The sequence below is a fragment of the Spongiibacter sp. C9W genome, from assembly GCF_057370015.1.
Map to the genome: position 1 here is coordinate 468,611 of NZ_CM170672.1, position 23,201 is coordinate 491,811.

At 55.2% G+C, this 23,201-nt stretch carries 24 protein-coding genes; 15 read left to right on the top strand and 9 right to left on the bottom strand.

The genetic code is table 11. The features are described from left to right. Positions 1-44: 44 nt before the first annotated feature. Genes AC2Q8J_RS02240 through gloB form a run of 7 tightly spaced genes read right to left on the bottom strand, consistent with a single transcriptional unit; the run spans position 45 to position 8,329 of the window. Entirely contained in the window at positions 45-1,028 is a 984-nt protein-coding gene (locus tag AC2Q8J_RS02240) for an ABC transporter ATP-binding protein (RefSeq protein ID WP_286838469.1), read from the bottom strand. Then, entirely contained in the window at positions 1,021-2,013 is a 993-nt protein-coding gene (locus AC2Q8J_RS02245) for an ABC transporter ATP-binding protein (RefSeq protein ID WP_286838467.1), read from the bottom strand. Before AC2Q8J_RS02245 ends, AC2Q8J_RS02240 begins: the two co-directional genes overlap by 8 nt. Continuing rightward, a complete protein-coding gene (locus AC2Q8J_RS02250) occupies positions 2,006-3,832 on the bottom strand; it encodes an extracellular solute-binding protein (protein WP_286838466.1) in 1,827 nt (608 codons plus the stop codon). Before AC2Q8J_RS02250 ends, AC2Q8J_RS02245 begins: the two co-directional genes overlap by 8 nt. Next, positions 3,825-4,874: an ABC transporter permease gene (locus AC2Q8J_RS02255; RefSeq protein ID WP_286838464.1), complete on the bottom strand. Its 1,050-nt coding sequence runs from the start codon at positions 4,872-4,874 to the stop codon at positions 3,825-3,827. The genes AC2Q8J_RS02250 and AC2Q8J_RS02255 overlap by 8 nt, the downstream gene beginning before the upstream one ends. Then, positions 4,874-5,902, bottom strand: a complete 1,029-nt coding sequence (locus AC2Q8J_RS02260) for an ABC transporter permease subunit (RefSeq protein ID WP_027873761.1) — start codon at positions 5,900-5,902, stop codon at positions 4,874-4,876. The genes AC2Q8J_RS02255 and AC2Q8J_RS02260 overlap by 1 nt, the downstream gene beginning before the upstream one ends. Before the next feature lie 27 nt (positions 5,903-5,929). Beyond that, the gene (locus AC2Q8J_RS02265; protein WP_286695060.1) at positions 5,930-7,501 is read right to left on the bottom strand and encodes a lytic transglycosylase; all 1,572 of its coding nucleotides are present in this window, start codon (positions 7,499-7,501) and stop codon (positions 5,930-5,932) included. Between the two features lie 6 nt (positions 7,502-7,507). Continuing rightward, positions 7,508-8,329 carry a hydroxyacylglutathione hydrolase gene (gloB, locus tag AC2Q8J_RS02270; protein ID WP_286838460.1) on the bottom strand — a complete coding sequence of 274 codons (822 nt, stop codon included), beginning with the start codon at positions 8,327-8,329 and terminating at the stop codon, positions 7,508-7,510. A 42-nt stretch (positions 8,330-8,371) separates the two neighbouring features. Here gloB and AC2Q8J_RS02275 point away from each other — a divergent pair, with 42 nt between their 5' ends. From AC2Q8J_RS02275 to gspG, 8 genes are all read left to right on the top strand, one after another. Further along, positions 8,372-9,136 carry a class I SAM-dependent methyltransferase gene (locus tag AC2Q8J_RS02275; RefSeq protein WP_204996525.1) on the top strand — a complete coding sequence of 255 codons (765 nt, stop codon included), beginning with the start codon at positions 8,372-8,374 and terminating at the stop codon, positions 9,134-9,136. Positions 9,137-9,140: 4 nt separating this feature from the next. Continuing rightward, on the top strand, positions 9,141-9,590 hold the full coding sequence (gene rnhA, locus AC2Q8J_RS02280) for a ribonuclease HI (RefSeq protein ID WP_204996526.1): 450 nt from the start codon (positions 9,141-9,143) through the stop codon (positions 9,588-9,590). Positions 9,591-9,592: 2 nt separating this feature from the next. After that, positions 9,593-10,324 carry a DNA polymerase III subunit epsilon gene (gene dnaQ / locus AC2Q8J_RS02285; RefSeq protein ID WP_286838457.1) on the top strand — a complete coding sequence of 244 codons (732 nt, stop codon included), beginning with the start codon at positions 9,593-9,595 and terminating at the stop codon, positions 10,322-10,324. 157 nt (positions 10,325-10,481) lie between these two features. Continuing rightward, positions 10,482-12,227 carry a FimL-related protein gene (locus AC2Q8J_RS02290; protein ID WP_286838455.1) on the top strand — a complete coding sequence of 582 codons (1,746 nt, stop codon included), beginning with the start codon at positions 10,482-10,484 and terminating at the stop codon, positions 12,225-12,227. Next, a complete protein-coding gene (locus AC2Q8J_RS02295) occupies positions 12,214-12,867 on the top strand; it encodes a hypothetical protein (protein ID WP_286838452.1) in 654 nt (217 codons plus the stop codon). Before AC2Q8J_RS02290 ends, AC2Q8J_RS02295 begins: the two co-directional genes overlap by 14 nt. Positions 12,868-12,926: 59 nt before the next feature. Beyond that, positions 12,927-13,961: a protease SohB gene (sohB, locus tag AC2Q8J_RS02300; protein WP_286695054.1), complete on the top strand. Its 1,035-nt coding sequence runs from the start codon at positions 12,927-12,929 to the stop codon at positions 13,959-13,961. A 13-nt stretch (positions 13,962-13,974) separates the two neighbouring features. Further along, the gene (locus tag AC2Q8J_RS02305; protein WP_286836573.1) at positions 13,975-14,967 is read left to right on the top strand and encodes a YhdH/YhfP family quinone oxidoreductase; all 993 of its coding nucleotides are present in this window, start codon (positions 13,975-13,977) and stop codon (positions 14,965-14,967) included. Next, positions 14,968-15,441 carry a type II secretion system major pseudopilin GspG gene (gene gspG / locus AC2Q8J_RS02310; RefSeq protein WP_204996532.1) on the top strand — a complete coding sequence of 158 codons (474 nt, stop codon included), beginning with the start codon at positions 14,968-14,970 and terminating at the stop codon, positions 15,439-15,441. A gap of 54 nt (positions 15,442-15,495) precedes the next feature. Here gspG and AC2Q8J_RS02315 read toward each other — a convergent pair whose 3' ends face one another. Further along, positions 15,496-15,978 (bottom strand): PaaI family thioesterase, encoded by a 483-nt coding sequence (locus AC2Q8J_RS02315; RefSeq protein WP_286836571.1) that lies wholly within the window; start codon positions 15,976-15,978, stop codon positions 15,496-15,498. Between AC2Q8J_RS02315 and AC2Q8J_RS02320 the strand changes: the two genes are divergently transcribed. From AC2Q8J_RS02320 to modC, 6 genes are all read left to right on the top strand, one after another. Beyond that, a complete protein-coding gene (locus AC2Q8J_RS02320; RefSeq protein WP_286836569.1) occupies positions 15,952-16,437 on the top strand; it encodes a thiolase C-terminal domain-containing protein in 486 nt (161 codons plus the stop codon). The two genes, AC2Q8J_RS02315 and AC2Q8J_RS02320, sit on opposite strands and share 27 nt — an antisense overlap. Next, entirely contained in the window at positions 16,434-17,012 is a 579-nt protein-coding gene (locus AC2Q8J_RS02325; protein ID WP_286836567.1) for a thiolase family protein, read from the top strand. Before AC2Q8J_RS02320 ends, AC2Q8J_RS02325 begins: the two co-directional genes overlap by 4 nt. A 20-nt stretch (positions 17,013-17,032) precedes the next feature. Further along, complete coding sequence (locus AC2Q8J_RS02330) at positions 17,033-17,626, top strand: hypothetical protein (RefSeq protein WP_486451997.1); 594 nt, start codon at positions 17,033-17,035, stop codon at positions 17,624-17,626. Positions 17,627-18,027: 401 nt separating this feature from the next. Then, entirely contained in the window at positions 18,028-18,771 is a 744-nt protein-coding gene (gene modA, locus AC2Q8J_RS02335; protein WP_486451998.1) for a molybdate ABC transporter substrate-binding protein, read from the top strand. Then, positions 18,768-19,463, top strand: coding sequence for a molybdate ABC transporter permease subunit (gene modB, locus AC2Q8J_RS02340; protein ID WP_444804248.1), 696 nt, complete (start codon positions 18,768-18,770; stop codon positions 19,461-19,463). Before modA ends, modB begins: the two co-directional genes overlap by 4 nt. A gap of 32 nt (positions 19,464-19,495) precedes the next feature. Beyond that, positions 19,496-20,539 (top strand): molybdenum ABC transporter ATP-binding protein, encoded by a 1,044-nt coding sequence (gene modC / locus AC2Q8J_RS02345; RefSeq protein ID WP_486451999.1) that lies wholly within the window; start codon positions 19,496-19,498, stop codon positions 20,537-20,539. A 25-nt stretch (positions 20,540-20,564) separates the two neighbouring features. On the opposite strand, the gene AC2Q8J_RS02350 is transcribed toward modC, so the two are convergent. Beyond that, positions 20,565-20,951 carry a nuclear transport factor 2 family protein gene (locus AC2Q8J_RS02350; RefSeq protein WP_239547625.1) on the bottom strand — a complete coding sequence of 129 codons (387 nt, stop codon included), beginning with the start codon at positions 20,949-20,951 and terminating at the stop codon, positions 20,565-20,567. Positions 20,952-21,073: 122 nt separating this feature from the next. On the opposite strand from AC2Q8J_RS02350, the gene AC2Q8J_RS02355 reads away from it, so the two are divergent. Continuing rightward, entirely contained in the window at positions 21,074-23,197 is a 2,124-nt protein-coding gene (locus AC2Q8J_RS02355) for a carboxy terminal-processing peptidase (RefSeq protein ID WP_486452000.1), read from the top strand. Positions 23,198-23,201: the final 4 nt, after the last annotated feature.

Sequence of the window (23,201 nt, forward strand, 5' to 3'; positions counted from 1 at the left end):
TTGCTGCGCACGACGATTATCCGAGATCAGTTTTGCTGGCTAGTTTACGGTAAATCATCGGGAATTTCCCGCCAGAAGTGGCACGCAATTTCCCGGCCGTCGTGACGTTTTTCCAAACGCGGCGGCTGCGTAAGGCACTCGGCGCGTTGGTGGGGGCAGCGCCCGGCAAAGCGGCAGCCCTCGGGCATTGCCATAGGGGATGGCATATCGCCGCTTAGGGCAGCTTGGGGCAGCGTCGGGCTGGCCAATTGTGGCACTGCAGAAAGCAGGGCGCGGGTGTAGGGGTGAGCGGGGCGCTCGCACAGCGACTCGGCATCACCGATTTCTACCAACTCTCCCAGGTACATCACCGCGATGCGGTCGCTCATGTGTTTGACAACGGAGATGTCGTGAGAAATGAACAGCATCGCCAGTGACAGCCGTTGCTGTATGTCCAATAGCAAATTCAAGATTTGCGCCTGTACTGAGACGTCGAGCGCAGAAACGGCTTCATCGCAGATCAGCAGTTTGGGCTCCAGGGCAATGGCGCGCGCAATACCAATGCGCTGGCGCTGACCGCCGCTAAATTCGTGGGGGTATTTGCTAAGTGCAGAGGACGGAAGGCCAACGAGTTCGAGTAATTCGTTGACGCGGCGACGACGCCAACTGCTGCTGCCCAACCGGTGGATGATCAGCGGCTCTTCAAGAATCGTTGCCACCGTGTGACGGCTGTTCAAGGACTCGAACGGGTCTTGAAATACCATCTGCATATCGCGTCGCAGCGGGCGCATTTGCGCAGCGCTGAGGCCAGTAATATCCCGGCCCTCGAACGATACAGTGCCGGAGGTAGGGCGGTGCAGGTTGAGAAGTGCTTTACCCAGACTGCTTTTGCCGCAGCCGGACTCCCCAACCAACCCTAACGTCTCACCTGGCTGCAAAGCGAAGCTAACGCCGTCCACTGCGCGCAGTAGCAGTTTTGGTTTTAGGAAGCCCTGCGACTGAGGGAAGTGCAGTGATAGGTTTTCGGCCCGTAGCAGTGCTTCAGTCATCAATTACCCTCCAGTGGTGACAGGCAATCTCTGCGCCATTGTCTCGCGGCGTCATAGGTGGAGCGCTTTGCTGGCACAGCGGCGTTGCATGGTCGCAGCGATTGGCGAAGCGGCAGCCTGGCGGCATGGCGTCAATACTGGGCACCTGCCCCCCCAGTGCGTTTAAACGGCTCTTCGGCGCTGCGGCTTTCGCGGGCAGTGCGGCTAACAGGCCTTTTGTATAGGGGTGCCTGGGGTTGGCAAAGAGCGCTGCGGCACGATTTTGCTCAACAATTTCCCCGGCATACATCACTGCCACGCGATCGGCCAGCTGAGAAACCAGTGCGAGGTCATGGGTGATAAACAGCATTGCCATATCGCGTTTTTGTTGCAGGGTTTTAAGGAGCTGGAGTATTTGCGCCTGAATGGTGACATCCAGCGCGGTGGTCGGCTCATCGGCGATAAGCAGTTTGGGCTCGCCGGCCAGTGCCATGGCAATCATCACGCGCTGGCGCATGCCGCCAGAGAGTTGATGGGGGTAGCTGGAAAGCCGCTGCTCGGCGGCGGGCATCCCAACGTCTTGCAGCAGCGCAATACAGCGTTCGCGTCGCTGTTTTCGGCTGAGTTCAGGGCAGTGCAAGCGCAGTGTTTCGCCAATTTGTTGTGCGATCGTGTGTACGGGGTTCAGGGCGGTCATCGGGTCCTGGAAAATAACCGCGATATCGCGACTGCGCAGTGACCGGAAGGCCTGTGCATCGCGGCAGTCGATTTCGCTGCCGCGGTAGTGAATTCGCCCGCCGGAGATCTCCGCCTGGGGCCGGGGTAGCAGGCCCATCAGCGACATGGCGGTAAGGCTCTTGCCGCAGCCTGATTCGCCGACCAGCCCGAGTGTTTCGCCGGGGAAAATCTGCAAGCTCAGTTGGTTGACCAGTTGATGCTGCTGACCGGCATCGTCGGTAATACTGATGCAGAGCTTATCTGCGCGGATAACGGCTGACTCATTCATCGCCGGTTGCCCAGCGTTTGTTCACAATCATGACTGGATCCAGGGCCTTATTGTGGGATTTGGCCTCGTCAACCCGCTGCTGTTCATCACTGTCTATCCAGAATAGGCCGCCTGTGCTGCCCAGCGGATCGAATAGACTGTCGGTGCTGCGAGTACCGTGAAAGTCCGGCAGTTTTAGCCAGCGCCAGAATGCTTCGCGGGTGTAGGGCACTTTAAAGGTCGGAATAAATGAGCCCTGCTCGAACACCAATTGTTCCAATTCGCGTGCTAATTTGACCCGGCTGGCCTTGTCTGTGGCTGCGCGATAGGCATCGATTTTTGCGTCGATTTCCGGGTTGTCGGTGTTGGTCACATTGTTTGTTTGGGGCTTGTGGGCGTTGTCCGAGTGATAGAACTGCCAATAGCGTGGCGACAAGCCGCCGCCTGACCACGCCATCCAAGCCGCTTGATGTTTGTTTTCCAGAATTTGTTTGAAGGCGGCAGAGGGGTCGAGAAGTTGCAGTGACAGCTCTATACCCGCTTTGCGCGCTTCCTGCGCCAAGATCACCAAGCGGTCGTTGTGGCCGCTGCTGTAGTACGTTACGCGAATGCTCAGGCGCTGCCCGTCTTTTTGCCGTATACCGTCGGGACCACGGGTGTCCCAACCGGCGGCATTTAGCAGGCCATTGGCCTTGCCTAAATCGAATTCGCGGGCGCGAATATCGGGGTTGCTGTAATCGCCGTAGCCTTCGTGGGCGGTCTGCAGGCGTTCGTAGTCACCGTGCAGCACGGTGTTAATCACCTTGTCGATATTAAGGGCATGAGCAATGGCATAGCGAACATTGCGGTCGCTGAGCAGAGGGACATCCTCGTTGAGAAATAACCCGGAAATCGGCCTGGGAACGCTGTTATAAAATTTGATTTTACCCGCATAGCCCTGCTCAAAAATGCGCCCCTGGGCTTTTTTATGCCACAGCCGCGGCATGAGCAGGGGGAAGCTATCCAGCTCGCCTTTGCGAAAGTACTGATACGCGATATTGATGTCCCGTATGAGTTTTACACGCAAAAAATCGGGGTTGAAGCGGTGCTGGAAGTAACGCTTGTCATTCCCCCACCAGTCCTGCTTTCGGCGGAACTCAATATATTTGCCCTTGCGAATGGTGTCGATGACGTAAGGGCCGGTGTTCGGCGCTATTTTCCAGTTGTAGTCGCGTACCCAGTTTTCATCCAGTTTGTGGAAATGGGCGGGTACCGGCGAAATACTGTATTCAAACAGCATTTCATCGCGGGGTTTGGCAACACTGCCAAGAATGCCGATAGTGTGGTCGTCATACTTTACGACATCGAGGATCACGGTGTTGTAATGGTTGTTATACCACGGTGCCAATATGAATTTAGAGCGCATAAATTGCAGCGCAAACAGATAGTCATCGGCGGTAACGGGTTTGCCGTCGGACCATCGAGCGTCCGGGTCTAAGCGGTAGTAGAGGCTGTGTCCGTCGTCGCCAAACGCCCAGTGCGTGGCAAGTTCCGGTATGGGGTTGAGCGTGTTCGGGTGTATGCCGACCAGTCCCAGATGGTTGGCGCGCATATAGCTTGCAAAGCTGCCATTGGAGTCGGGGCCTACCAAACGCAGCGTGAGCGGAAAGGTGGTAATAAAGCTGCGAAAGCGGCCGCCGCGTTTGGCTTCAGGGCTGGCGAATATGGGGTCGCTCAGATTGGTTTGCCAGGACAGATTCTCGGGCAACTGTTCGGGTAGCTTAGCGTCTTCGGCGGCGTAAATCCATAAGGGGAAAGCCGCGACGAATAACAACAGCAGTTGTGAGAGGCGTTTATTCATAGAAACTGAATTTTCGTGGATCGTAGGCATCGCGAATCGCCTCGCCGACATAGGCAACAAGCATCAATATTAGGGTCATGGCCACCACTACCGAGCCAACCAGCCACAGCGATTCCATGTTTTCTGTGCCCTGCTTGAGCAGTTCTCCCCAGCTGGGTGTTGGCGCCGGAAGGCCAAAGCCTAAGTAGTCCAAGGCGGTAAGTGCGGTGATACCCGACGCCACGGAGAAGGGAACAAAGGTGATCAGTGTCGATACGCTATTCGGCAGGATATGCCGAAAAACAATGCGGCTACCCGAGGCGCCGAGCGCGCGCGCCGCCATCACGTAATCCCGAGAGACCTCCTTGTACGTTGCGGTACGCATATACCAGGTCATGGCGGTCCAGCCGAAGAAAGCCATAATGAACAGTAGGGTCCAGAACCCCGGGGTGATGATGGAGGCGACAATCATAATCACGTACAGGAAGGGGACATTGGACCAAATTTCGATAATGCGCTGGAAAAATAAGTCAAAGGCGCCACCCCAATATCCCATCATGCAGCCAATGGCGACGCCAATAGCGTAGTTAAATACCAATAGCACAAGCGAGAATAGCATCGCCGTGCGAAAGCCGTAGATCAGCCTGGCAAGGACGTCGCGCCCGCTGGTGTCGGTGCCCAGATAATGCCGTGTGGTGAGCGAGGGTGCGTGAGGCGGGAAATCCCCGGCTATCAGGTCATTTTCCAACGGGCCGTAGGGAATCGGGGGCATGAGCACCCAGTTGCCCTCATCGGCGTCGCGAAACTGCGCCTGTAGTTCCCGGTAATTAGGCTCGTAGTCGATGTCCAGGCCAAAATCCTTGCCGCTGTGCTGCGCCCCAAAGGTGGGGAAATACAGCTCGCCCTGGTAACTCACCAGCAGTGGCCGGTGGTTGGCAAGCAGCTCCGCGCCAAAGCTGAGCGTGGTCAATACCAGCAACAACCAAGCGGAGATATAGCCTCGACGGGATTGTTTGAAACGCTGCCAGCGCTTTTGGGCGACGGGGTTTCGCAGCAGATTCATTAACGGCTCCCTCCACCAAAGCGAATGCGCGGGTCAACAATGGCCACACAGATATCGGAAAGAATGTTGCCGATTAGGTAGAGCAGGGAAGAGATCACCAAGATACCCATCACAATGGGGTAGTCTCGCTCAATAATGGCCTCGTAGCCGAGTAGTCCAATACCGTCGATGTTGAAAATGGTCTCGATCAAAAAGGAGCCGCCAATCAGCAAGGAAATATTATTACCAAAGGAGGTGGCGACGGGAATAAGACTATTGCGCAGCGCGTGCCGGCGAACGCTTTTTCCTAAACTCAGGCCCTTTGCCGCCGCTGTGCGCATGTAGTCAGCTGATAAATTATCCATCAAGGCGTTTTTCATCATCAGGGTTGTTACCGCAAAACTTCCCGCTAAATAGGCAATAAGCGGCAGTGCGGCGTGGTGAAAAACGTCTTTGGCCTTGGCCAGCGGCGAGAGTTCCTCGAAGTTGTCGGAGACAAAGCCGCCGAGAGGAAACCAGTCGTAGTAACCGGCAAACACCGAAATCAACGCAATACCGATGACATAGCTGGGTAGTGCGTAACCCAGAAACACCACTGCTGACGACAAATTGTCAAAGCGGCTGCCGTGGTACATGCCTTTGAGCAGGCCCAGCGGGATGCAGACGAGGTAGGTGAGCACAAGTGTTGTCACGCCGTAGAATACGGAGACAGGAAAGCGCTCCTTGATGATGTCCCAAACGGGGTCCTGATAGCGGGTGGAGAGGCCCAGGTCAAAACGCAGCACCTGTTTTAGCCAGCTGGCATAACTGCTTAGCAAGGGTTTGTCGAAGCCGTAGTAGCGCTTGAGCTCTTCGAGCTGCTCGTCAGATAGCGTGCCACCGCCCTCGCTGCGGTGCAGGCTGCCTGCCTCGCCACCAAGCTGGGCCTGGGTCATCATTCGCTCTATCGGCCCGCCGGGAACAACACGGGTGATACTGAACACCAGCAGGGTGATGCCAATGAATGTAGGGATAATCAACAGGCCGCGACGAACGAAATAGCCAAGCATAGGTACTTCCAGTCAGGTGGCTGTCAACTACAGGTCGGCCCGGGTCACATCGACGTAAAGGGTCAGCGATTGGCCGGGTTGCAAATAACTGCTGCGGCCAATTGAATTCCACTCCAGAATATCGGCAATTTTCAGCTTGAAGCGGCTCGCGATACGCGACAGCGAGTCGCCGCTGCGAACCTTATAGCCCACCTTACGCACGATACCATTGCCTGACGATGGACCTTTTTTCCAGATCGCCAGTTTTTGCCCCGGCTTGATGAGGGCACCTTGATCCAGGCGATTCCAGCGAATGAGTTGCTTGACTGACACCTTGTGCCGTTGAGCAATGCCGCTGAGCGTGTCGCCGCGGCGAACAATATGCTGCGACTGGTGACGGCCGCGCTCAGCAATGCCACGGTCTAAGTTGGGGGAGGTGGTCGCCTGGCTGCTGGCTGGGATCAGGAGCTCTTGGCCGACGCGCAACATATCGCCATTGAGCTTGTTGAAACGCTTAATGCTGGCAATATCGATGTGGTGGCGCTTGGCAATGCTAATCAGGTTGTCACCCGGTGAAACTCGATAGCGCTGCCAGGCAATGCGCTGTTCTTTGGGCAGGGCGGCCAAGCGTGTTTTAAATTTTTCGGCCTGCTTGCTGGGAATCAGAAGGTGGTGAGGGCCCTCCGGCGCTGTCACCCAGCGGTTGAAGCCTGGGTTGTAGCGATATAGCTCCTCGACGCTGATATCCGCCAGGGCAGCGGCTTTGGCGAGGTCTATCTGGCTATCTATGGCCACCTTTTCAAAGCGCGGCGCGTCGGCAACGGCCGGCAAGCTGATGTTGTAGCGTGCGGGGTTTTGGTAAATTTTGACCAGCGCCAGCAGTTTTGGCACGTAGCGCTTGGTTTCCTTGGGGAGTTTTAGCGACCAAAAATCTGTCGGCTTGCCCGCCTTGCGGTTGCGGCGAATGGCGCGATTCACCGTGCCCGCGCCGGCATTGTACGCCGCCAGGGTCAGCATCCAGTCACCGTCGAAGCGCTTGTTTAAGGTGGTGAGGTAATCCAGCGCGGCGTCGGTGGCGACCAGAACATCGCGGCGACCGTCATACCACCAGTTTTGTTGAATGCCGACGTATTTGGCGGTATTCGGAATAAATTGCCAGAGACCCGCAGCGCGGCCATGGGAGTAGGCGAAAGGGTCGTAGGCGCTCTCGACAAAAGGCAGCAGCGCCAGGTCTATCGGCATATCGCGGGCTTCAAGCTCTTTGACGACGTGATAGATATAATTCCCGGCGCGGGCGCTCATCTTGGCCATATAGTGGCCGTGCTTGCTATACCAGTCTTCCAGTTTATCGACTTCGCGGCGCTCGGTTAGCGGCAAGAAACTCAGTTGCGCACTGAGGCGCTCCCAAACATCGCTGTAGCGGCGCTCACTGGCAGGAATCGGTGGCGGCAGTAATTGGTTCTCAAGCTTAGCGATATGCTCACTGCAACCCTCTGTACAAGCGGGTGCGTCGTTTTTGGCTTGCGTGGGCTGGCTGCGATTAGTCGCACAAGCGCCCACGCTGATAAGCGCGGTGGCGAGAGTTAGCCTCAACAAAAGCTGGTAGGTCGTGTTTTTCATGCAAAATTAGCTGTTGTCTTTCCAGCTTCGAAGCGCGGCGAACACCTCTTGCTGGTTTAAGTTATCGTTGCCTTCACGCAGGCAAATGGCCTGGCGAACACCGTCTTGTGCGGTGCGAAGGAATGGGTTGGTTGCCGACTCTTCCTCAATGGTGGAGGGAAGCGTTATCTCTCCGCGTTCACGCAAAGCCAGCACCTGCTCATAACGATTGCGCAGTGTGGCGTTATTGGGCTCTGCCTTCAAGGCGAACCGCAAATTACTTGCTGTGTATTCATGAGCGCAGTAAACCCGAGTAGCGCCAGGTAAAGACTGAAGTTTACTCAGCGAGTTCAACATTTGCGCCGGGCTACCCTCAAAAAGCCTGCCGCATCCGCCGGCAAACAGCGTATCGCCGCAAAAAAGCAGGGCAGACTCCTCATTATAGAAGGCCAGATGATCCAGGGTGTGGCCGGGAACGGCCAATACGCGAAATGTTTCGCCCAGCACGCCAATGGTGTCGTGGTCTGCCAAAGGGCGGGTGATGTGCTTGCAGGATGTTTCCGGGCCACAGACGTCGACGTTGGGGTATTGCGCCAGTAGGGCCTCAACACCGCCAGTATGGTCCCAGTGGTGATGGGTAATTAGAATTGCGGTAAGCTTTAGTTGGGCATGCTTGAGGAAGTTGATGACGGGCGCTGCATCGCCTGGGTCGACGACAACAGCGTCTTCGCCAGATGAGATGCACCAGATGTAATTGTCGCTGAATGCCGCTATTGGCGTGACCGACAGCTTGCCCATAAATAAACCCTCATTTAGCGTCAGGGTATACAGTTTTCCCTTGTCAGACAAGGTATTAGCTCATGGTGACAGGGTCAGCACAGGGGGGAAATCATGGCTAGATGGCGCGCTCAGCATTCGCCTGAAGTATTGTTGCCCGCACTGCGGCAATGGTTTCGCGGTCCCGTCGGCGGCACCGTGTTACACGAAGAGCAGCGTTTGGTGCACCACGCACTCAGCGACCGGAGTACCTCCGGCCGTCAACTGTTGAATTTAAGCGTGATTCCCGAGCGTTTTAACGTTGATCCACAGTTATGCCAGCGCCAATTGCACCTCGGCGGGCTGGGGCAATATGGCTATAGTCAGATTCTGGATGCCGTTTGTGATTTCGACCAATTGCCGCTGGCTAATGAATCTGTGGATATGGTGGTATTGCACCACCTCCTGGAGTTTGTAGAAAACCCCCATACCGTATTGCGCGAGGTCGAGCGGCTGATCGTGCCCCACGGCAAACTGGTCATATGCAGTATCAATCCATGGTCTCCACTGGCCCTGCGAGGGCTAATGGGCAGGCTTAAACGCAGCGCAATGTGGCAGAACCACAGTTTGAGTATTAATCGCATTAATGACTGGCTGTCATTGCTTGGTTTTGAAACCGCAGACGTTAGCTATGGCTTTCACCGCCTGCCGATCAGTTCTCCCAGTTTCTTTATGAACCATCGGCCATTTTCCCCGTCCATGCCAATGGGTGGTGTTTTTGTACTGAGCGCGACAAAATACCGCGCGCCGCTCACTCCGGCAGCAGAGGTCCGTAAGCGCGCTAAAATTCTCCGGCATCCAAGTATGCTCGGGGCAACACGTGATATTAAACATGAGTAACTGAATGACTAGCGGTGACAGTAAAGTTGAAATTTTTACCGATGGTGCCTGCAAGGGTAACCCCGGCCCCGGCGGTTGGGGTGCACTGCTGCGCAGCCGCGGGCAAGAAAAAACGCTGTACGGCGGAGAAGCCGATACAACAAATAACCGCATGGAACTGACCGCCGCTATCGAAGCGCTTCGGGCCCTAAAGCGGCCCTGTCAGGTGGCACTAACCACTGATTCCCAGTACGTCAGAAAAGGCATCACCGAGTGGATGGCCAACTGGAAAAAGCGCAACTGGAAGACGGCTGGCAAAGCACCGGTGAAAAACGCGGATCTGTGGCGCGAGCTGGATGCGTTGAATAGCCAGCACGACATTGAATGGCACTGGGTAAAAGGGCACTCGGGTCACCGGGAAAATGAAATTGCCGATAGCTTGGCTAATCGCGGCATAGATGAGTTGAGACGATAACGATGCGCCAGATTGTCCTCGATACAGAAACCACCGGTATTGACCCTAATGACGGCCACCGGATTATCGAAATTGGTTGTGTGGAGCTCGTTGGCCGAAAGCTGACAGGGCGGCACTTTCACCGCTATATCAACCCCGAGCGCGAAGTGGAAGCGGGGGCGATAGAGGTCCACGGCATTACCAATGAAATGCTTGCCGATAAGCCCTTGTTTTCAGCAGTGGCTGAGGAATTTCTCGATTTTGTTCGCGGCGCCGAACTCGTCATTCACAATGCCCCGTTCGACGTCGGCTTCCTCGATATGGAGCTGGCTAGGCTACCGGGCCGGCAGCCAAAGCTTGCAGAAATCTGCGGTGTGGTCGACACCTTGGTCATGGCGCGCCAGAAGCACCCCGGGCAGCGGAATAGCCTGGATGCATTGTGCCAGCGTTACTATGTAGATAACTCTCAGCGCGACCTTCACGGCGCATTGCTCGATGCTGAAATTCTGGCCGATGTGTATCTAATCATGACCGGTGGCCAGACCAATCTGGCGCTTGCCGGTGAGGATGGCAACGAGGGCGGGGAAGGCGGAAGCAAGGGCATTCGGCGCCTGCCGGCGGACCGACCTGCTTTGACGGTGGTGCGCGCCAGTGAGGATGAGCTGGCCGCTCACTTAGAGCAATTGCAGATCATTGATAAAGCCAGTGGCGGCAATTGCCTTTGGCGCAGCACAGAGGCGAGTGACGGCAACTGATTTCGTGGCGCAGTAGCGCTTTATGCTGTTTGACGCTGTGCATAAGCAAAAATAACTGATAAAAAGACGAATAAATACCGCAGCTTAACTGTCAATTTCACAAGTGGGTTGAGCTTTGTTTGAGCCGCGCCAGGCTCGTGACAACGGGGCATTACCAGTGTTCAAGCAAGCCGCATTGCAGAATGATATTAATAGTAGCTCCTACGCATTGGTGGGGGAGGAGCTGAGTAATACCCTGCAGCAAGCCACCAATATCTTTGAAACCTTCTTGGCCGAGCGCCACGATTTGCGCTTGCTGGATGAGTGCGAGATGGCCCTTCGTCAGATAGGGGGAACCCTGCGGCTTATCGAAGTGCGCGGGGCTGCGCTTATCGCCGATGAAATGCGCTCACTTTGCCAAGCGATTGTCAGTAATACCGCAGCCTTGCCAGACGCCCAGCTAAATGCCTTGAGCACGGCTTTTTTTGTTCTGCCGCGCTACCTGGAATTTGTACAAAGTCGCGGCAACGAAATCCCGTTGATGGCGATTACACACGCCAACGAACTGCGAGAGGCTCACCGCCAATTACTGCTGCCCGATAGCTATTTCTGCAAGAACGACGCCTATGTCTTTAGCCGCGACTCGGAGTTGAAGTTGCGCAGTCACGCAATGGCCCAGGATGCGCTAGCAGAATTGCTTAAGCGTGTTCGGCAAAGTTACCAGCGTGCCTTATTGGGGCTGCTGCGCGACGCGCAACCGGCGATGCAATTCACCCTAATGTCGCGAGCGCTACGTCGCTTGTGCGGGGCACTGCCGGCAGGACGGAACCAGCGTTTTTGGCTGCTGGCCAGCGCCGTCATTGAAGCCTTTGCCCAGGGCGGGTTGGAGCTGAACCCTCGGCGCAAACGCCTACTCACCGGTTTGGATGGCGCTCTGCGGCGACTGGGTTCAGATAAGCCCGGGGATGAAATTCTCGAACAAGAGCTGTTATTCCTGCTTCGATTGTCGTCCTGGCAGGAGGGGTTTAACGGCAAGTTACTGCAGGCGATTGGCACTCGTCCCTTTGATATTAATGATGCAGAAATCCAACGCCTGCGCACGCAGATGCTGGGTTTAAGCTACGACACGGTCTCCTCCGTGCTCAACGAGCTGCGGGCGGAGCTGCGTCATGCCAAAGATATTCTCGAGCTACTTGCACAACACGGCCGCAGCGACGACGAAGAAATTCGCCCGCTCAGCGAATTGCTGCAGCAGGGCGCTGATGTGCTGTTGGTGCTCAACCTGCCATCACTCTCGGAAGTATTGGGGCGCTATGCCGGCGTGTTGCTCGATCTAATCGGTACTGATCTAAGCAATGCCAGAGCGGTACTTGAAGAGTTGGCGGAAACTCTGCTGTTTATCGAAAGTAGCCTGGCACAGATCGACCGGCGCAAGCTCAACTACGATGAGCTCAATGCGCTCAGCATTGATAAACGCGATAGCATCAGCGCCGACAATCAGGTGAGTGAGGCCACGGCAATTGTTATCGAAGAAGCGAAAAGCGCCATTGGCATGATTAAGCGCGCCATCGCCTCCTATATCGACTCTGGCTTTGACAGCACACATATTGCAAACGTCCCGAGCAGTTTGAGCTCGGTGCGGGGCGCTTTCGATATTTTGAAAATGCGCCGTTTGGCGGCGGTCACGGGTTCAGCGACCCGCTTCGTTAAAACCTTTATGGGACGCGAACGCAGCGACGCTCAGCGCGATGCGCAGGCGCTAGAGACGCTCGCCGATGCGATGATCAGCGTCGAGTATTACCTCGGCGAGCTGGAGTCGCGCCACATCCCCGATGAGAAAATTTTACTTATTGCGGAAGACTCATTAAAACAATTGGGCTTTCCGGTAGAGATGGCGCAGGACACGGGAAATGCCGCTTCCTGAGCTCGCTACGCTGTTACTGCTGATTTGCGTCGGCAGTGTTCTTATTTGCGTCGTTCTGCTGCTGTCGCTGCGCCGTCGTCCGCTGTCTTGCGGGCTTTTACTTCTGGCATTTGCGCCGATGACGGCCACGACCGTCCTGGTCAGCCAAGACCTAATCAGTTATCGCAATTTGGCGGTGGAACAGCGCATAGCCACCGTATTCGTTGCCCAGTCCAGTGAGAATAATTTTGCGCTGCGCCTGGATATCGACGGAAACCCCATGCCATTTCACTTTCCCGTGCGCGGCGATGAATGGCGGCTAGAGGGTAGGGTGCTGCGTTGGGATGCTGCGCTGGCAAAGCTGGGGTTGAATAACCTGGTTCGCCTTGAGCGCCTTAGCGGTCGCTATCAACACCCCGAGCGCGAAGCCAATAGCCAGCGAACAGTGCACCCACTACCCAGTGGCGAATGGCTCGACAGTTGGCCAATGCTCAGTAACTACGCGTTTATTTGGCGTTGGGTAGATGTCGACTACGGCAACGGGGTTTATGCACCCTTGCAGGATGGCGCAGTATTTGATGTTTACCTCGGCCGCAGCGGTATGTTTATTCGGCCCAAAAACCCAATTGCTATCAACGCGTTGCGTAATTGGTCAACTTGACTGTTGGTCAGCCCCGTACCACTATGACGAACCTTTTCTAACTGACTTGGAGCCCGTTTTTGGACTTTCTAGTGGATTACAGTCTGTTTCTCGCGAAAGCGGTTACGGCATTGGTATTTATTGTTTTATTGCTCACCGTTATTACCTCGTTTAGCCAGCGCAGCAAACGCGAGGGCGAAGACGGTCACGTTGAAGTCAGCCGTCTGCACGAGCGTTTTGAAGACTGGCAAGACACCATGAACTACGGCTTGCTGAGCGAAGAAAAGTACAAAAAACTGCGCAAGGACAAGAAAAAACAACACAAGGCCGAGCGCAAAGCCAAGCAGGAAAAGACGAAAAAGCGGCTATTTGTTCTCGACTTCGACGGCGATATTCGCGCCTCGGCGGTGGAGTCATTACGCCACGAAATCAGCGCAATACTCACGGTTGCCAATGACCAGGACGAAGTGCTGCTGCGCCTGGAAAGCCCTGGCGGCATGGTGCATAGCTACGGCTTAGCCTCATCGCAACTGCAGCGACTGCGCGACAAGGGTATTCCCCTCACTATCGCTATCGACAGGGTTGCCGCCAGTGGTGGCTATATGATGGCGTGTATCGGCAATCAATTGCTTGCGGCACCCTTTGCAATCATTGGTTCAATCGGCGTCGTGGCGCAAATGCCCAACTTCCATCGCTTGCTGAAAAAGCACGATGTCGATGTCGAATTGCACACCGCTGGCGAGTTCAAGCGCACCCTCACTATGGTTGGCGAGAATACGGATGAAGGGCGGAAAAAATTTATTGAAGAGCTCGAGGAAACTCACCAGTTGTTCAAAGAGTTTGTCAGTGAAAATCGGCCGTCACTGGATATTGAATCCATTGCCACCGGCGAGGTGTGGTATGGCCGCCGCGCACTGGACAAAGGTCTAATTGACGGTATTTCCACCAGCGATGACTATCTGCTGAGCAAACGTGAAGACACCGATATTTATGCGGTGCACTTTAAGCAAAAGCGCAGCCTACCCGAGCGCCTTGGCTTCGCTGCTGAAACAGCGATAGACCGAGGTTTTTGGGGCGTCGTTGAAAAAATTCGCAACAGCCGTTTTGTCGGCTAAATCGGGGGAAATAATGACATTTAAAGCCGTACAGGTCAGAGAAGAGCAGGGCGCCTATCAGTGCAGCGTTGTCGACAAAGACGACTTTGCCCAGCCCGAGAATGGCGAAGTGCGCGTTGCGGTAGAATACTCGTCGCTCAACTATAAAGATGCCTTGTCAGCCGCGGGCAACAAAGGGGTAACCCGCAACTACCCGCATACGCCGGGCATCGATGCCGCGGGCACAGTGCTGGCTTCATCCAGCGATAATTGGAAGGCGGGTGACCGTGTTATCGTGACGGGCTATGACCTGGGTATGAACACCGACGGTGGCCTGGCAGAACAAATTCAAGTGCCCGGTGAATGGTTACTGGCCGCCCCGGATGGCTTGGACAGTGCAGAGGCGATGGCACTCGGCACTGCAGGATTGACGGCCGGCTTATGTGTGGAGAAGCTCCAGCGCCAATTAGGCGAGCTGAGCGGTCTTAAAATTGCCGTAACGGGTGCCAGTGGTGGTGTTGGTAGTGTTGCCATTGCATTGCTTAATCAACTGGGTGCGGAGGTCACCGCGATCAGTGGCAAGGCGCAACAATATGACTTTTTACATAGTATTGGCGCTCAACATTGTGTGGCGCCATCGATGCTGGCAGAGTTCGATAAAAAACCAATGGCGAAGCCATTGTTTGATGCGGCAATTGACACGCTCGGCGGCGATCCACTGGCAAACCTGTTAAAAATTATTCAGCCCGAGGGCGCCGTCGCCTGTTGTGGACTGGCTGCCGGGGTGAATATCAACAGCAGCGTTTTCCCATTTATTCTGCGCGGTGTATGCTTACTGGGTGTCGATTCAGTAGAAATTAGTCAGCAACGGAAAGCTGATATATGGCGGCGTTTTGCCGAGCAGTGGAAGCTCGATGACGCGGCGTGGTCTGCTCTGCTAACTGAAATAACCCTCGAGGAGGTGCCTGACTATTTGGCGCGCTTCCTTGAGGTATCAGTCAGCGGGAGAATTAGAGTAAAGCTATAAATGCACCTTCGCCTCCGTATGGCAAACTCAGGCCCCGGCGCTAGCCGGGGTATTACCCGTCGAGAAATTCTCTTTGTATTGCTGATCGCCTCAGCACTAACGATATATGTAAGTAGCCTTGTTAAGCAGCGTGTCGATGAGGCTTTGCATGAACAAGCAGTGATTGATCTGGAGCGAATTACCCGGGCTCTGCATCAATATAAGCTTGATAATTTGCGTTACCCAAGTCCTGACCAAGGGCTATACGCGCTGTTGGAAAGCCCCGTCTTGGAGCCTCTCAGCCCGCGTTGGGCCGGCCCCTATTTAAGTCGTAGCAGTCTGATTCGCGACCCGTGGAAGCGCGATTATATCTATCACAGCTCCGACGCACCGCCATCCTTCAGCGTGAAAACCTTCGGTGCGGATGGCGTGGAAGGTGGCAGTGGAGAGAACCGGGATTTGCTCGTTGTTTTTGAAAGTGACAGCGACTACTGAGCGCGGCGCCTGGCGAAGCCGTTACTGGCCGATGGCGCCTTGCACCGCGGTTTCTTAAAGCCTTATCGCGCTGGCGATCGCCCTGGCAATAATGCGCCCCTGGGTATTTTTAATCACCCCTTCTGTTGCCAGCAAGCGTTTACCGGGGTGATCGACCCGCGCTTCAATGAGCAGCTCTTCGTCGGGGTCGCGAACGGCGCCGATAAATTTGATCGACAAGTCCGTCATGGTGTGAAATTCACCCGCCGCTAACTTTGTCATCACCGCGGCACCCATTGCCGTGTCCAGCAGTGATGCCAAAATGCCTCCGTGCAGGGAGCCTATTAAATTTTGGTGGCGCGCTTTTGGTGTGTAGCGGTACACCACCTCACCATCATTGATGGAAACAATGTCGTAGCCCAAGTTCGCCGCCATACCGCTGCGCTCGGTCTGAGCCTCAAACTGCTTTACTCGCTCAGTGAATCGGCCGCCAAAAGCTATGCCGCGCAGCAGGGCATTTCGCTGAGTGACATGCCCCGCATCAAAGGCTGGGGGCATCGCTCGTCTGCCATCGACCTGCGCAGTAAGCTGCGCCTTAGCGACGGTCAGCCACTGCTTTTCCCTCATGTAAATCAGCTGATTCGCGACGCCCTAAAACGCGCAGACATGACTGACTTGCTGCAACTCGACGGCCTTGAGGTGCACGACTGTTTTTCCATTACCGAATACACGGTGATCGATCACTGCGGTTTAACGGCGCCCGGTGAAAGCTGGAAAGCAATAGAGGAGGGGCGCATATGCAAAGACGGCGACTTTCCCGTTAATGCCAGCGGCGGCTTGATCGGCCTGGGCCATCCCGTGGGCGCGACCGGCGTACGCATGCTGTTGGACTGCTACAAGCAGGTCAGCGGCCAAGCAGGGGAGACACAAATCACCAACGCCAAAAACATGGCCACCTTCAACCTTGGCGGCAGCGCCACAACCTGTGCCAGCTTTATAGTAGGAATTAACGAATGACACACGCTTATATTTACGACGCTATTCGCACACCGCGCGGCCGTGCCAAGGAAACGGGTAGTCTGCATGCATTGTCGCCACTGGCGCTGCTAAAAACCCTTTACGATGCCCTGGCAGAGCGCAATCCACTGGACAAAAGCCAGGTTGATGATGTGATTCTAGGCTGTGTAACACAGGCGGGTGACCAGGCGGCAAATATTGCCAAAACCTCCCTGTTATATGCTGGCTGGCCCAGCCATGTTCCCGGTATTACCGTTAACCGTTTCTGTTCCTCCGGCTTGGATGCCATCAATTTTGCCGCATTGAAAGTGCAGGGCGGGCAAGCCGGTATGGTCATTGCTGGCGGCGTGGAAATGATGTCCCACGTGCCGATGTTGTCCGACAAAGCCACCGTTTTTACCGACCCCAAGATGGCGGCTCGCTGCCAAATGTTAATGATGGGCAACGGCGCGGACCTGATTGCCTCCCAGTATCAAATCAGTCGCGAGGACGCCGACCACGTTGCCGTAACCAGTCAGCAGCGCGCCGCCCGAGCGCGTGACAATGGCGGTTCCGCTCGGTCGTTCCGGTTGTAAACACAGAGACAGGCGTAAATGTGGCCCACGATGAATGCATCCGCGACAACGCAAACATGGAGTCTCTGGCGCAAATGCCGCCGGCCTTTGCTGAGCTTGGCGCAAAAGGCATCGATGCCTTGCAACTTCAGGGGCATGCCAAACTCACCGAGATCCAGCATATTCACACCGCTGGTAATTCGCCAGCTATGGCCGATGGCGCTGCCTTGGTGTTGGTGGGCGACGAAGCATTGGGCGAAACGCTGGGTAAAGCGCCACGCGCGCGTATCTGCGCCGTCGCCAGTGTTTGCGACGATCCATTAACCGTCATCTCAGGCTGCTGCGCCGCCACGCAAAAGCTTATGCAGGAGCAGGCGTTAACCGCCGACCTGTTCGAACTGCATGAAGGCTTTGCCGCCACGGTGATCAAATGCCAGCGCGACCTCGGTATCAGCGAAGACAAACTCAACATCAATGTCGGAGTGATCGCACTCGGTCATCCCATGGGCGCAACCGGCGCTATCATGGCAGGCACCTTAATTGACGAGCTTGAGCGCCGCGGCCTGAAACGAGGTATTGTTGCGGCAAGCGGCGCCGCAGGCACAGGAACGGCAATGTTGCAGGAGCGGTGTTAACCGCTCCTGGGCGAATCCAGCCTTGATCTAGCAAATACCATATGTTCGCATAATATATATTATGTTAAATATGATATTTGCATGAGAACGAGAGGTTGGCATTTGCGACCCCTCGCTATGGCGGGCTTTTAGCTTTTTAACCACAGCTCGCCTTCATCGACGTTATGTTTGAAATCGACACCGTCGTGCTCACTTACCTGTGTACTGTGGTTGCCGCCGTTCTATCCAGGCTTGCCGGCCTTCTTTGCAGTCGCTGGTGCTGGCCATGCGAGCAAGCTGTTGTTTCAGGCCGCAGCAGCCCTTGTCGGACAAAATGCATCATCGGCTAACTAAGTAGAGGCGCAGCTTGTGTCGTACCTAAATTTGGTCGAGACTAGCTGCCTGATTTTAGGGTGCCTGTGTTGTTGAACCGACTGTTTGGCCTGTTATTGGTATGTGTGTGGTCTGGCGCTGCGGTGGCGGCGCCGCTGCGTATTGCTGTGGCCGCGAATTTCGCTCCCACACTGGAGAAGCTCGCCGCTTATTACGCGACCTTGGGCGGAGTGTCACCTGAGCTTGTTCGCGGTTCGTCGGGCAAGCTATACGCACAAATTCGCCAAGGTGCGCCCTTCGATATGTTTTTCTCAGCTGATATCGCCCGCCCGAAAGCGCTGGAGGATAACGGCTTCGTCATCGATGGCAGCCGCCAGGACTATGCGCGTGGCCGCTTAGTGCTGTGGCCGGTAAAAAAAGATGGGCAGCGTGAACTGACAGCATTTAGCTATTCACGTTTTGCCATTGCCAACCCGCGTTTGGCCCCTTATGGGCGAGCAGCGCAAGATGTTCTGCGGCATTTCAAGCTAGAAAAAGCGGCGGCAAAGCGACTGGTAGTCGGCGAAAATATCGCTCAGGCCTACCAATTTGTGCATTCCAAAAATGCGGAGGCGGGCCTGTTAGCGCGCGCGCAGATGCCCCCCTCTTCCACCGATTATTGGTTAATTCCCGATGACTGGCACCGGCCGATCAGGCAGCAACGAGTGGTGCTAACTCGCTGTGACGATATTGAAGCTGCCCGGGCGTTTCTGGCGTTTTTACAAACCGATATTGCTAAGCAGATCATTCGTAACGATGGTTATCAGCTGCCCACAAGGGAGGGTGCAGAATGATGGGGTTTGATAGCCAGGATATGACCGCGCTTTTACTTACCCTGAAATTGGCACTGGTCGTCACTGTTTTACTGTTGGTGATTTCGACACCGCTGGCCTGGTGGCTAAGCCGCAGTCGCTCTTGGTTGCGCGCTCCGGTAGCGGCGCTGATCACCCTGCCATTGATACTACCGCCTACAGTGCTTGGCTTTTATTTGCTGTTGGCAATGGGGCCGGAGGGGCCCATAGGCTACCTGAGCGAGCGTTTGGGAATGGGGAGCCTGGCGTTCAGCTTTACGGGCTTAGTGATTGGCTCCTTGTTTTATTCGCTGCCCTTTGTGGTACAGCCCATACAAAACGCAATGGAAAGCATGGGCGAGCGCCCTTTTGAAGTGGCCGCCACCTTGCGTGCCGGCCCAATTGATCGTTTCTTCACGGTGTTATTACCGCTGTGCCGAACGGGGTTTATCACTGCGGCGGTGCTGGGTTTTGCCCACACGCTGGGCGAGTTCGGTGTGGTGCTGATGATTGGCGGCAATATTCCGGGTGAAACCCAGGTGCTCTCGGTGCAGCTGTATGAACATGTGGAAGCCCTCGACTACCCCCGTGCGCATCGCCTCGCCGCGCTGATGTTGGCGCTATCCTTTATTACCATGCTACTGCTGCATGGGCTTCGCAGCGGCAAGCGCTCAGCAAAAGTATTGGGTTTCTAGGCGTGGTAAAGCAGCTTTCAGGTCATTTTAGATTGGCGTTTCCCGGCGACAAGTTCGCGCTTGATGCCGAGTTTTCCCTGCCGATGGACCGTGTTACGGCGATATTTGGCCCTTCCGGTTCGGGAAAAACAACGTTGCTGCGCTGCATCGCAGGCTTGCAACGCGCTCGCGGCGAGTTGTTTTTTGGCGACGCTTGCTGGCAGCAAGGGCGCTATTCCCTGCCCTGCCACCGCCGACCGATTGCCTACGTTTTTCAAGAGGCGAGTTTGTTCCCACACCTCAGTGTGGCGGGCAACCTCCGCTATGCACAGCGGCGCGCAGCACCCCAGGCGCCGGCATTGGAAGAAGTGGTGGACTTATTGGACCTTGCCGCATTGATGTCGCACCGGCCAGATCAGTTATCAGGGGGAGAACGCCAGCGTGTGGCGATTGCGCGAGCGCTATTGATCGGCCCAGAGTTGCTGCTGATGGATGAGCCTTTATCCGGCCTGGATGACCGAAGAAAAGCCGAGATATTGCCCTATCTGGAAACACTCTGCCGCGCGTCGAATATTCCTATTCTGTATGTCAGCCACTCGGTTGATGAGGTGTGCCGCCTCGCTGATACCCTGCTAATGCTGGAAAACGGCAAAGTCAGCCACTACGGGCCAATGGAAGAGCTGCTCATGCAGCAGGTAATCGCCCGACCGGGCAGCGCGGATGTGTCGGCGGTACTGCGTGCCAGGGTGAACCGCATTGATGAGCAATGGCAACTCGCGGAATTGGCCTTTAATGGGGGTGCACTTTGGGTACAACACAACGATGAAGCCTTAGGGAGCCAGCAGCGCCTGCGTATTCGGGCGCAGGACGTGAGCATTAGCCTGTCGGCCCACAGCGACAGCAGTATTTTGAATGTGCTGCCCTGCTCGATAACGGCAATCAGTGATGAGGCGGTAGGCGCCATGCAGGTACTAACATTGCAGCTGGGTAGCGAGCGCCTATTGGCGAGGCTCACCCGGCGAAGTATCGACCACTTGGGCTTAACCGTGGGTATGTCGGTCTTTGCACAAATTAAGTCGGTGGCGATCATTCGTTAGGTGACAGGCATTTGGCGGGGCGGCGTTAGGGGGTTGTCATGTTCTCTTCACCCCAAAATGCCTTCATTGCACAGATTTTTCCGGCGTCATTAAAGGTGAATTGGTCGATGACTTCGAGACGCATTTCGCCGTTGCCGGGGTTAAGTTCTACCACAAACGGAAACACCGCATGGTTAGCGGCTAAGCGCACCGCGCCCTCTAATCTTGCAGAAATGCCGGAACTAAATGCGGTCTTGTAGAATCCTAGAATAGCGTCCTTACCGCGAATGACATCTCCACCGACTGGATCTTCCACGGTAGCGTTGTCATCAAAAAGTGCGTCAATTGCGCCGAGGTCGTGCTCAGTCAGCGCCTTGATATATGTTTCAACGGCTGTCACTTTAGGGTTTTTACTCACAATTGCGGGCTCCATCAGTTAGCCTAAGTGGATATTTTCAGTGTAACGCGGTATACCGATACGGGAAATCCGCTGATAGGAAATCACCGGAAAATTAGTCGTAAGGCTGAACCACAGCGGAAAAACACAGGTAATTTATGCTTTTTACTCAACATCGTTCGTCGCGCACCCTTTTCGCTAGCGTTTCACTCCTCTTTTTATTCTTGCTGTCGCCCGCTTATGCGCTGACCGACTTAGAACCCAGCAAAGAGCATCGCAAGGCGATTCGCGACATGCTCAACCAACTGAATAGCAGCCACTATGTAAAATTGGCTGTTGATGACGCCTCGTCGTCGCGTTTGTTGGATGCCTACCTCAGTGACCTGGACCCTAATCGACAGTTTTTACTCGCCGAGGATATTGCCAGTTTTCAGCAATACCGCGACCGCCTGGATGATGAACTGAAAAAAGGTCGCCTGGATACAGGTTTTCTGATTTTTAACCGCTATCGTCAACGCATTGTGAGCCGTTTGGAGCGCAGCCTCGACGATCTGGAAAAAACCGTCGCAGCGATGGACTTCAGTGTCGACGAGAGTTTTTTGCTGGACCGCTCTGAACAGCCCTGGCCAAAAAACCAGACCGAAGCTGATGAGATTTGGCGCAAGCAACTGAAAAATCGTGTTCTCGGTTTAAAGCTGGCGGGCAAAGAAGATAAAGCCATCGTTGAGTTGCTGGAGAAGCGTTTCCGCAATCAGGTGAAGCGCCTGACTCAGCTTGAGGCGGAAGACGCCTTCCAAATCTACGCGAACGCCCTCGCCTCGCTGTACGACCCCCACACTGATTACTTTTCGCCAAGGCTGTCGGAAAACTTCCAGATTAATATGAGCCTGAAGCTGGAGGGGATCGGCGCTGTTCTGCAAATGGAAGACGACTACACCAAGATCGTGCGACTGGTGCCTGCCGGCCCTGCCGATAAACAGGGTGAGTTGCAGCCTGCAGACCGTATTGTCGGTGTTGCCCAGGGCAAGAAGGGTGATATGCAGGACGTTATTGGCTGGCGCTTGGACGATGTTGTCGACTTGATTCGCGGCCCGAAGGGCTCTGTTGTGCGCTTAGAGGTTATTCCTGCATTGGCGCATAGCGACGAAGAGCGCAAGGAAATTGTGATCGAGCGCAACGAGGTGAAGCTCGAAGAGCAAAGTGCCAAGGGAGAGATCCTCGATATTGAAGATGCCTCGGGCAAAGTAAGAAAGATTGGGGTTATCGATATCCCAACCTTTTACTTGGATTTTGACGCCTTCCGCATGGGTGACCCCGACTTCCGCAGCACCACCCGCGATGTGCATCGGATTCTTGGTGAACTACTGGCCGAGGGCGCGGAAGGTATTGTGATCGACCTGCGTGACAATGGCGGCGGCTCGCTTGCCGAGGCCAACGGTCTGGTGGGCCTGTTCATTGAATCCGGGCCGACGGTGCAGATACGCCAGTCCAATTCCCGAGTGATTCGCGAAGGTAAGCGCCGGAGCTCGCCCTATTACACCGGCCCGTTGGCGGTGTTGATCAACCGCATGAGCGCATCTGCGTCGGAGATTTTCGCCGGTGCCATTCAGGACTACCAGCGCGGTATTGTGATCGGTACCCAGTCTTTCGGTAAGGGAACGGTGCAGTCGGTAAACCCGCTGAGTCACGGTCAGTTAAAAATGACCGAGTCGAAGTTTTACCGCATTTCGGGTGACAGCACCCAAAACCGCGGCGTGATTCCCGATATCAGCTTCCCTCCCCTCTACGATTCCGAGCAGATTGGCGAAAGCATTCTCGACAATGCGATGGCGTGGGACCGCATCGCCCGCGCTCGCCACAGCTATTATTACGACCTGCGCAGTGGCCTGGATAAGTTGGAAAAACGCCACGAGGAGCGCGTTGCTAAAGATCCTGATTTTCGTTTTTTGAAAGAGCAATTAGCGGCAATAGAAAAATATCGCGATAGAAAGTACCTGTCGCTGAATATTGCCAAGCGCAAAAAAGAGCGCGAAGAGCAAAAAGCCCTGCAGCTGGCGATGGAAAACCGACGTCGTGTAGCCAAGGGTGAAAAGCCCTTGGATGTGCTGAAAGATGACGAGCTCGAAACCCCGGATGACCTGCTGATCAGCCCGGATACCGAGTCGGAGAATGAGGGTGAAGAGAAAGATAAACGCCCTGACCCGCTGCTAAATGAGGCCGGCCATATTCTGGTGGACGCGATTCCCGCCTTCCAGCAGGAAAGACTCGCCGGGCGGCCCTAAAAGG

Excerpts from the sequence above, each read along its gene's own strand:
- AC2Q8J_RS02355 (WP_486452000.1), top strand. The coding sequence starts at position 21,074 with ATGCTTTTTACTCAACATCGTTCGTCGCGCACCCTTTTCGCTAGCGTT.
- AC2Q8J_RS02275 (WP_204996525.1), top strand. The coding sequence starts at position 8,372 with ATGGCTAGATGGCGCGCTCAGCATTCGCCTGAAGTATTGTTGCCCGCA.
- gspG (WP_204996532.1), top strand. The coding sequence starts at position 14,968 with ATGCACCTTCGCCTCCGTATGGCAAACTCAGGCCCCGGCGCTAGCCGG.
- AC2Q8J_RS02325 (WP_286836567.1), top strand. The coding sequence starts at position 16,434 with ATGACACACGCTTATATTTACGACGCTATTCGCACACCGCGCGGCCGT.
- modB (WP_444804248.1), top strand. The coding sequence starts at position 18,768 with ATGATGGGGTTTGATAGCCAGGATATGACCGCGCTTTTACTTACCCTG.
- AC2Q8J_RS02320 (WP_286836569.1), top strand. The coding sequence starts at position 15,952 with ATGCCCCGCATCAAAGGCTGGGGGCATCGCTCGTCTGCCATCGACCTG.
- AC2Q8J_RS02240 (WP_286838469.1), bottom strand. The coding sequence starts at position 1,028 with ATGACTGAAGCACTGCTACGGGCCGAAAACCTATCACTGCACTTCCCT.
- AC2Q8J_RS02260 (WP_027873761.1), bottom strand. The coding sequence starts at position 5,902 with ATGCTTGGCTATTTCGTTCGTCGCGGCCTGTTGATTATCCCTACATTC.
- AC2Q8J_RS02315 (WP_286836571.1), bottom strand. The coding sequence starts at position 15,978 with ATGCCCCCAGCCTTTGATGCGGGGCATGTCACTCAGCGAAATGCCCTG.
- AC2Q8J_RS02250 (WP_286838466.1), bottom strand. The coding sequence starts at position 3,832 with ATGAATAAACGCCTCTCACAACTGCTGTTGTTATTCGTCGCGGCTTTC.
- AC2Q8J_RS02265 (WP_286695060.1), bottom strand. The coding sequence starts at position 7,501 with ATGAAAAACACGACCTACCAGCTTTTGTTGAGGCTAACTCTCGCCACC.
- AC2Q8J_RS02255 (WP_286838464.1), bottom strand. The coding sequence starts at position 4,874 with ATGAATCTGCTGCGAAACCCCGTCGCCCAAAAGCGCTGGCAGCGTTTC.
- rnhA (WP_204996526.1), top strand. The coding sequence starts at position 9,141 with ATGACTAGCGGTGACAGTAAAGTTGAAATTTTTACCGATGGTGCCTGC.
- AC2Q8J_RS02245 (WP_286838467.1), bottom strand. The coding sequence starts at position 2,013 with ATGAATGAGTCAGCCGTTATCCGCGCAGATAAGCTCTGCATCAGTATT.
- AC2Q8J_RS02350 (WP_239547625.1), bottom strand. The coding sequence starts at position 20,951 with ATGGAGCCCGCAATTGTGAGTAAAAACCCTAAAGTGACAGCCGTTGAA.
- AC2Q8J_RS02295 (WP_286838452.1), top strand. The coding sequence starts at position 12,214 with ATGCCGCTTCCTGAGCTCGCTACGCTGTTACTGCTGATTTGCGTCGGC.
- AC2Q8J_RS02305 (WP_286836573.1), top strand. The coding sequence starts at position 13,975 with ATGACATTTAAAGCCGTACAGGTCAGAGAAGAGCAGGGCGCCTATCAG.
- dnaQ (WP_286838457.1), top strand. The coding sequence starts at position 9,593 with ATGCGCCAGATTGTCCTCGATACAGAAACCACCGGTATTGACCCTAAT.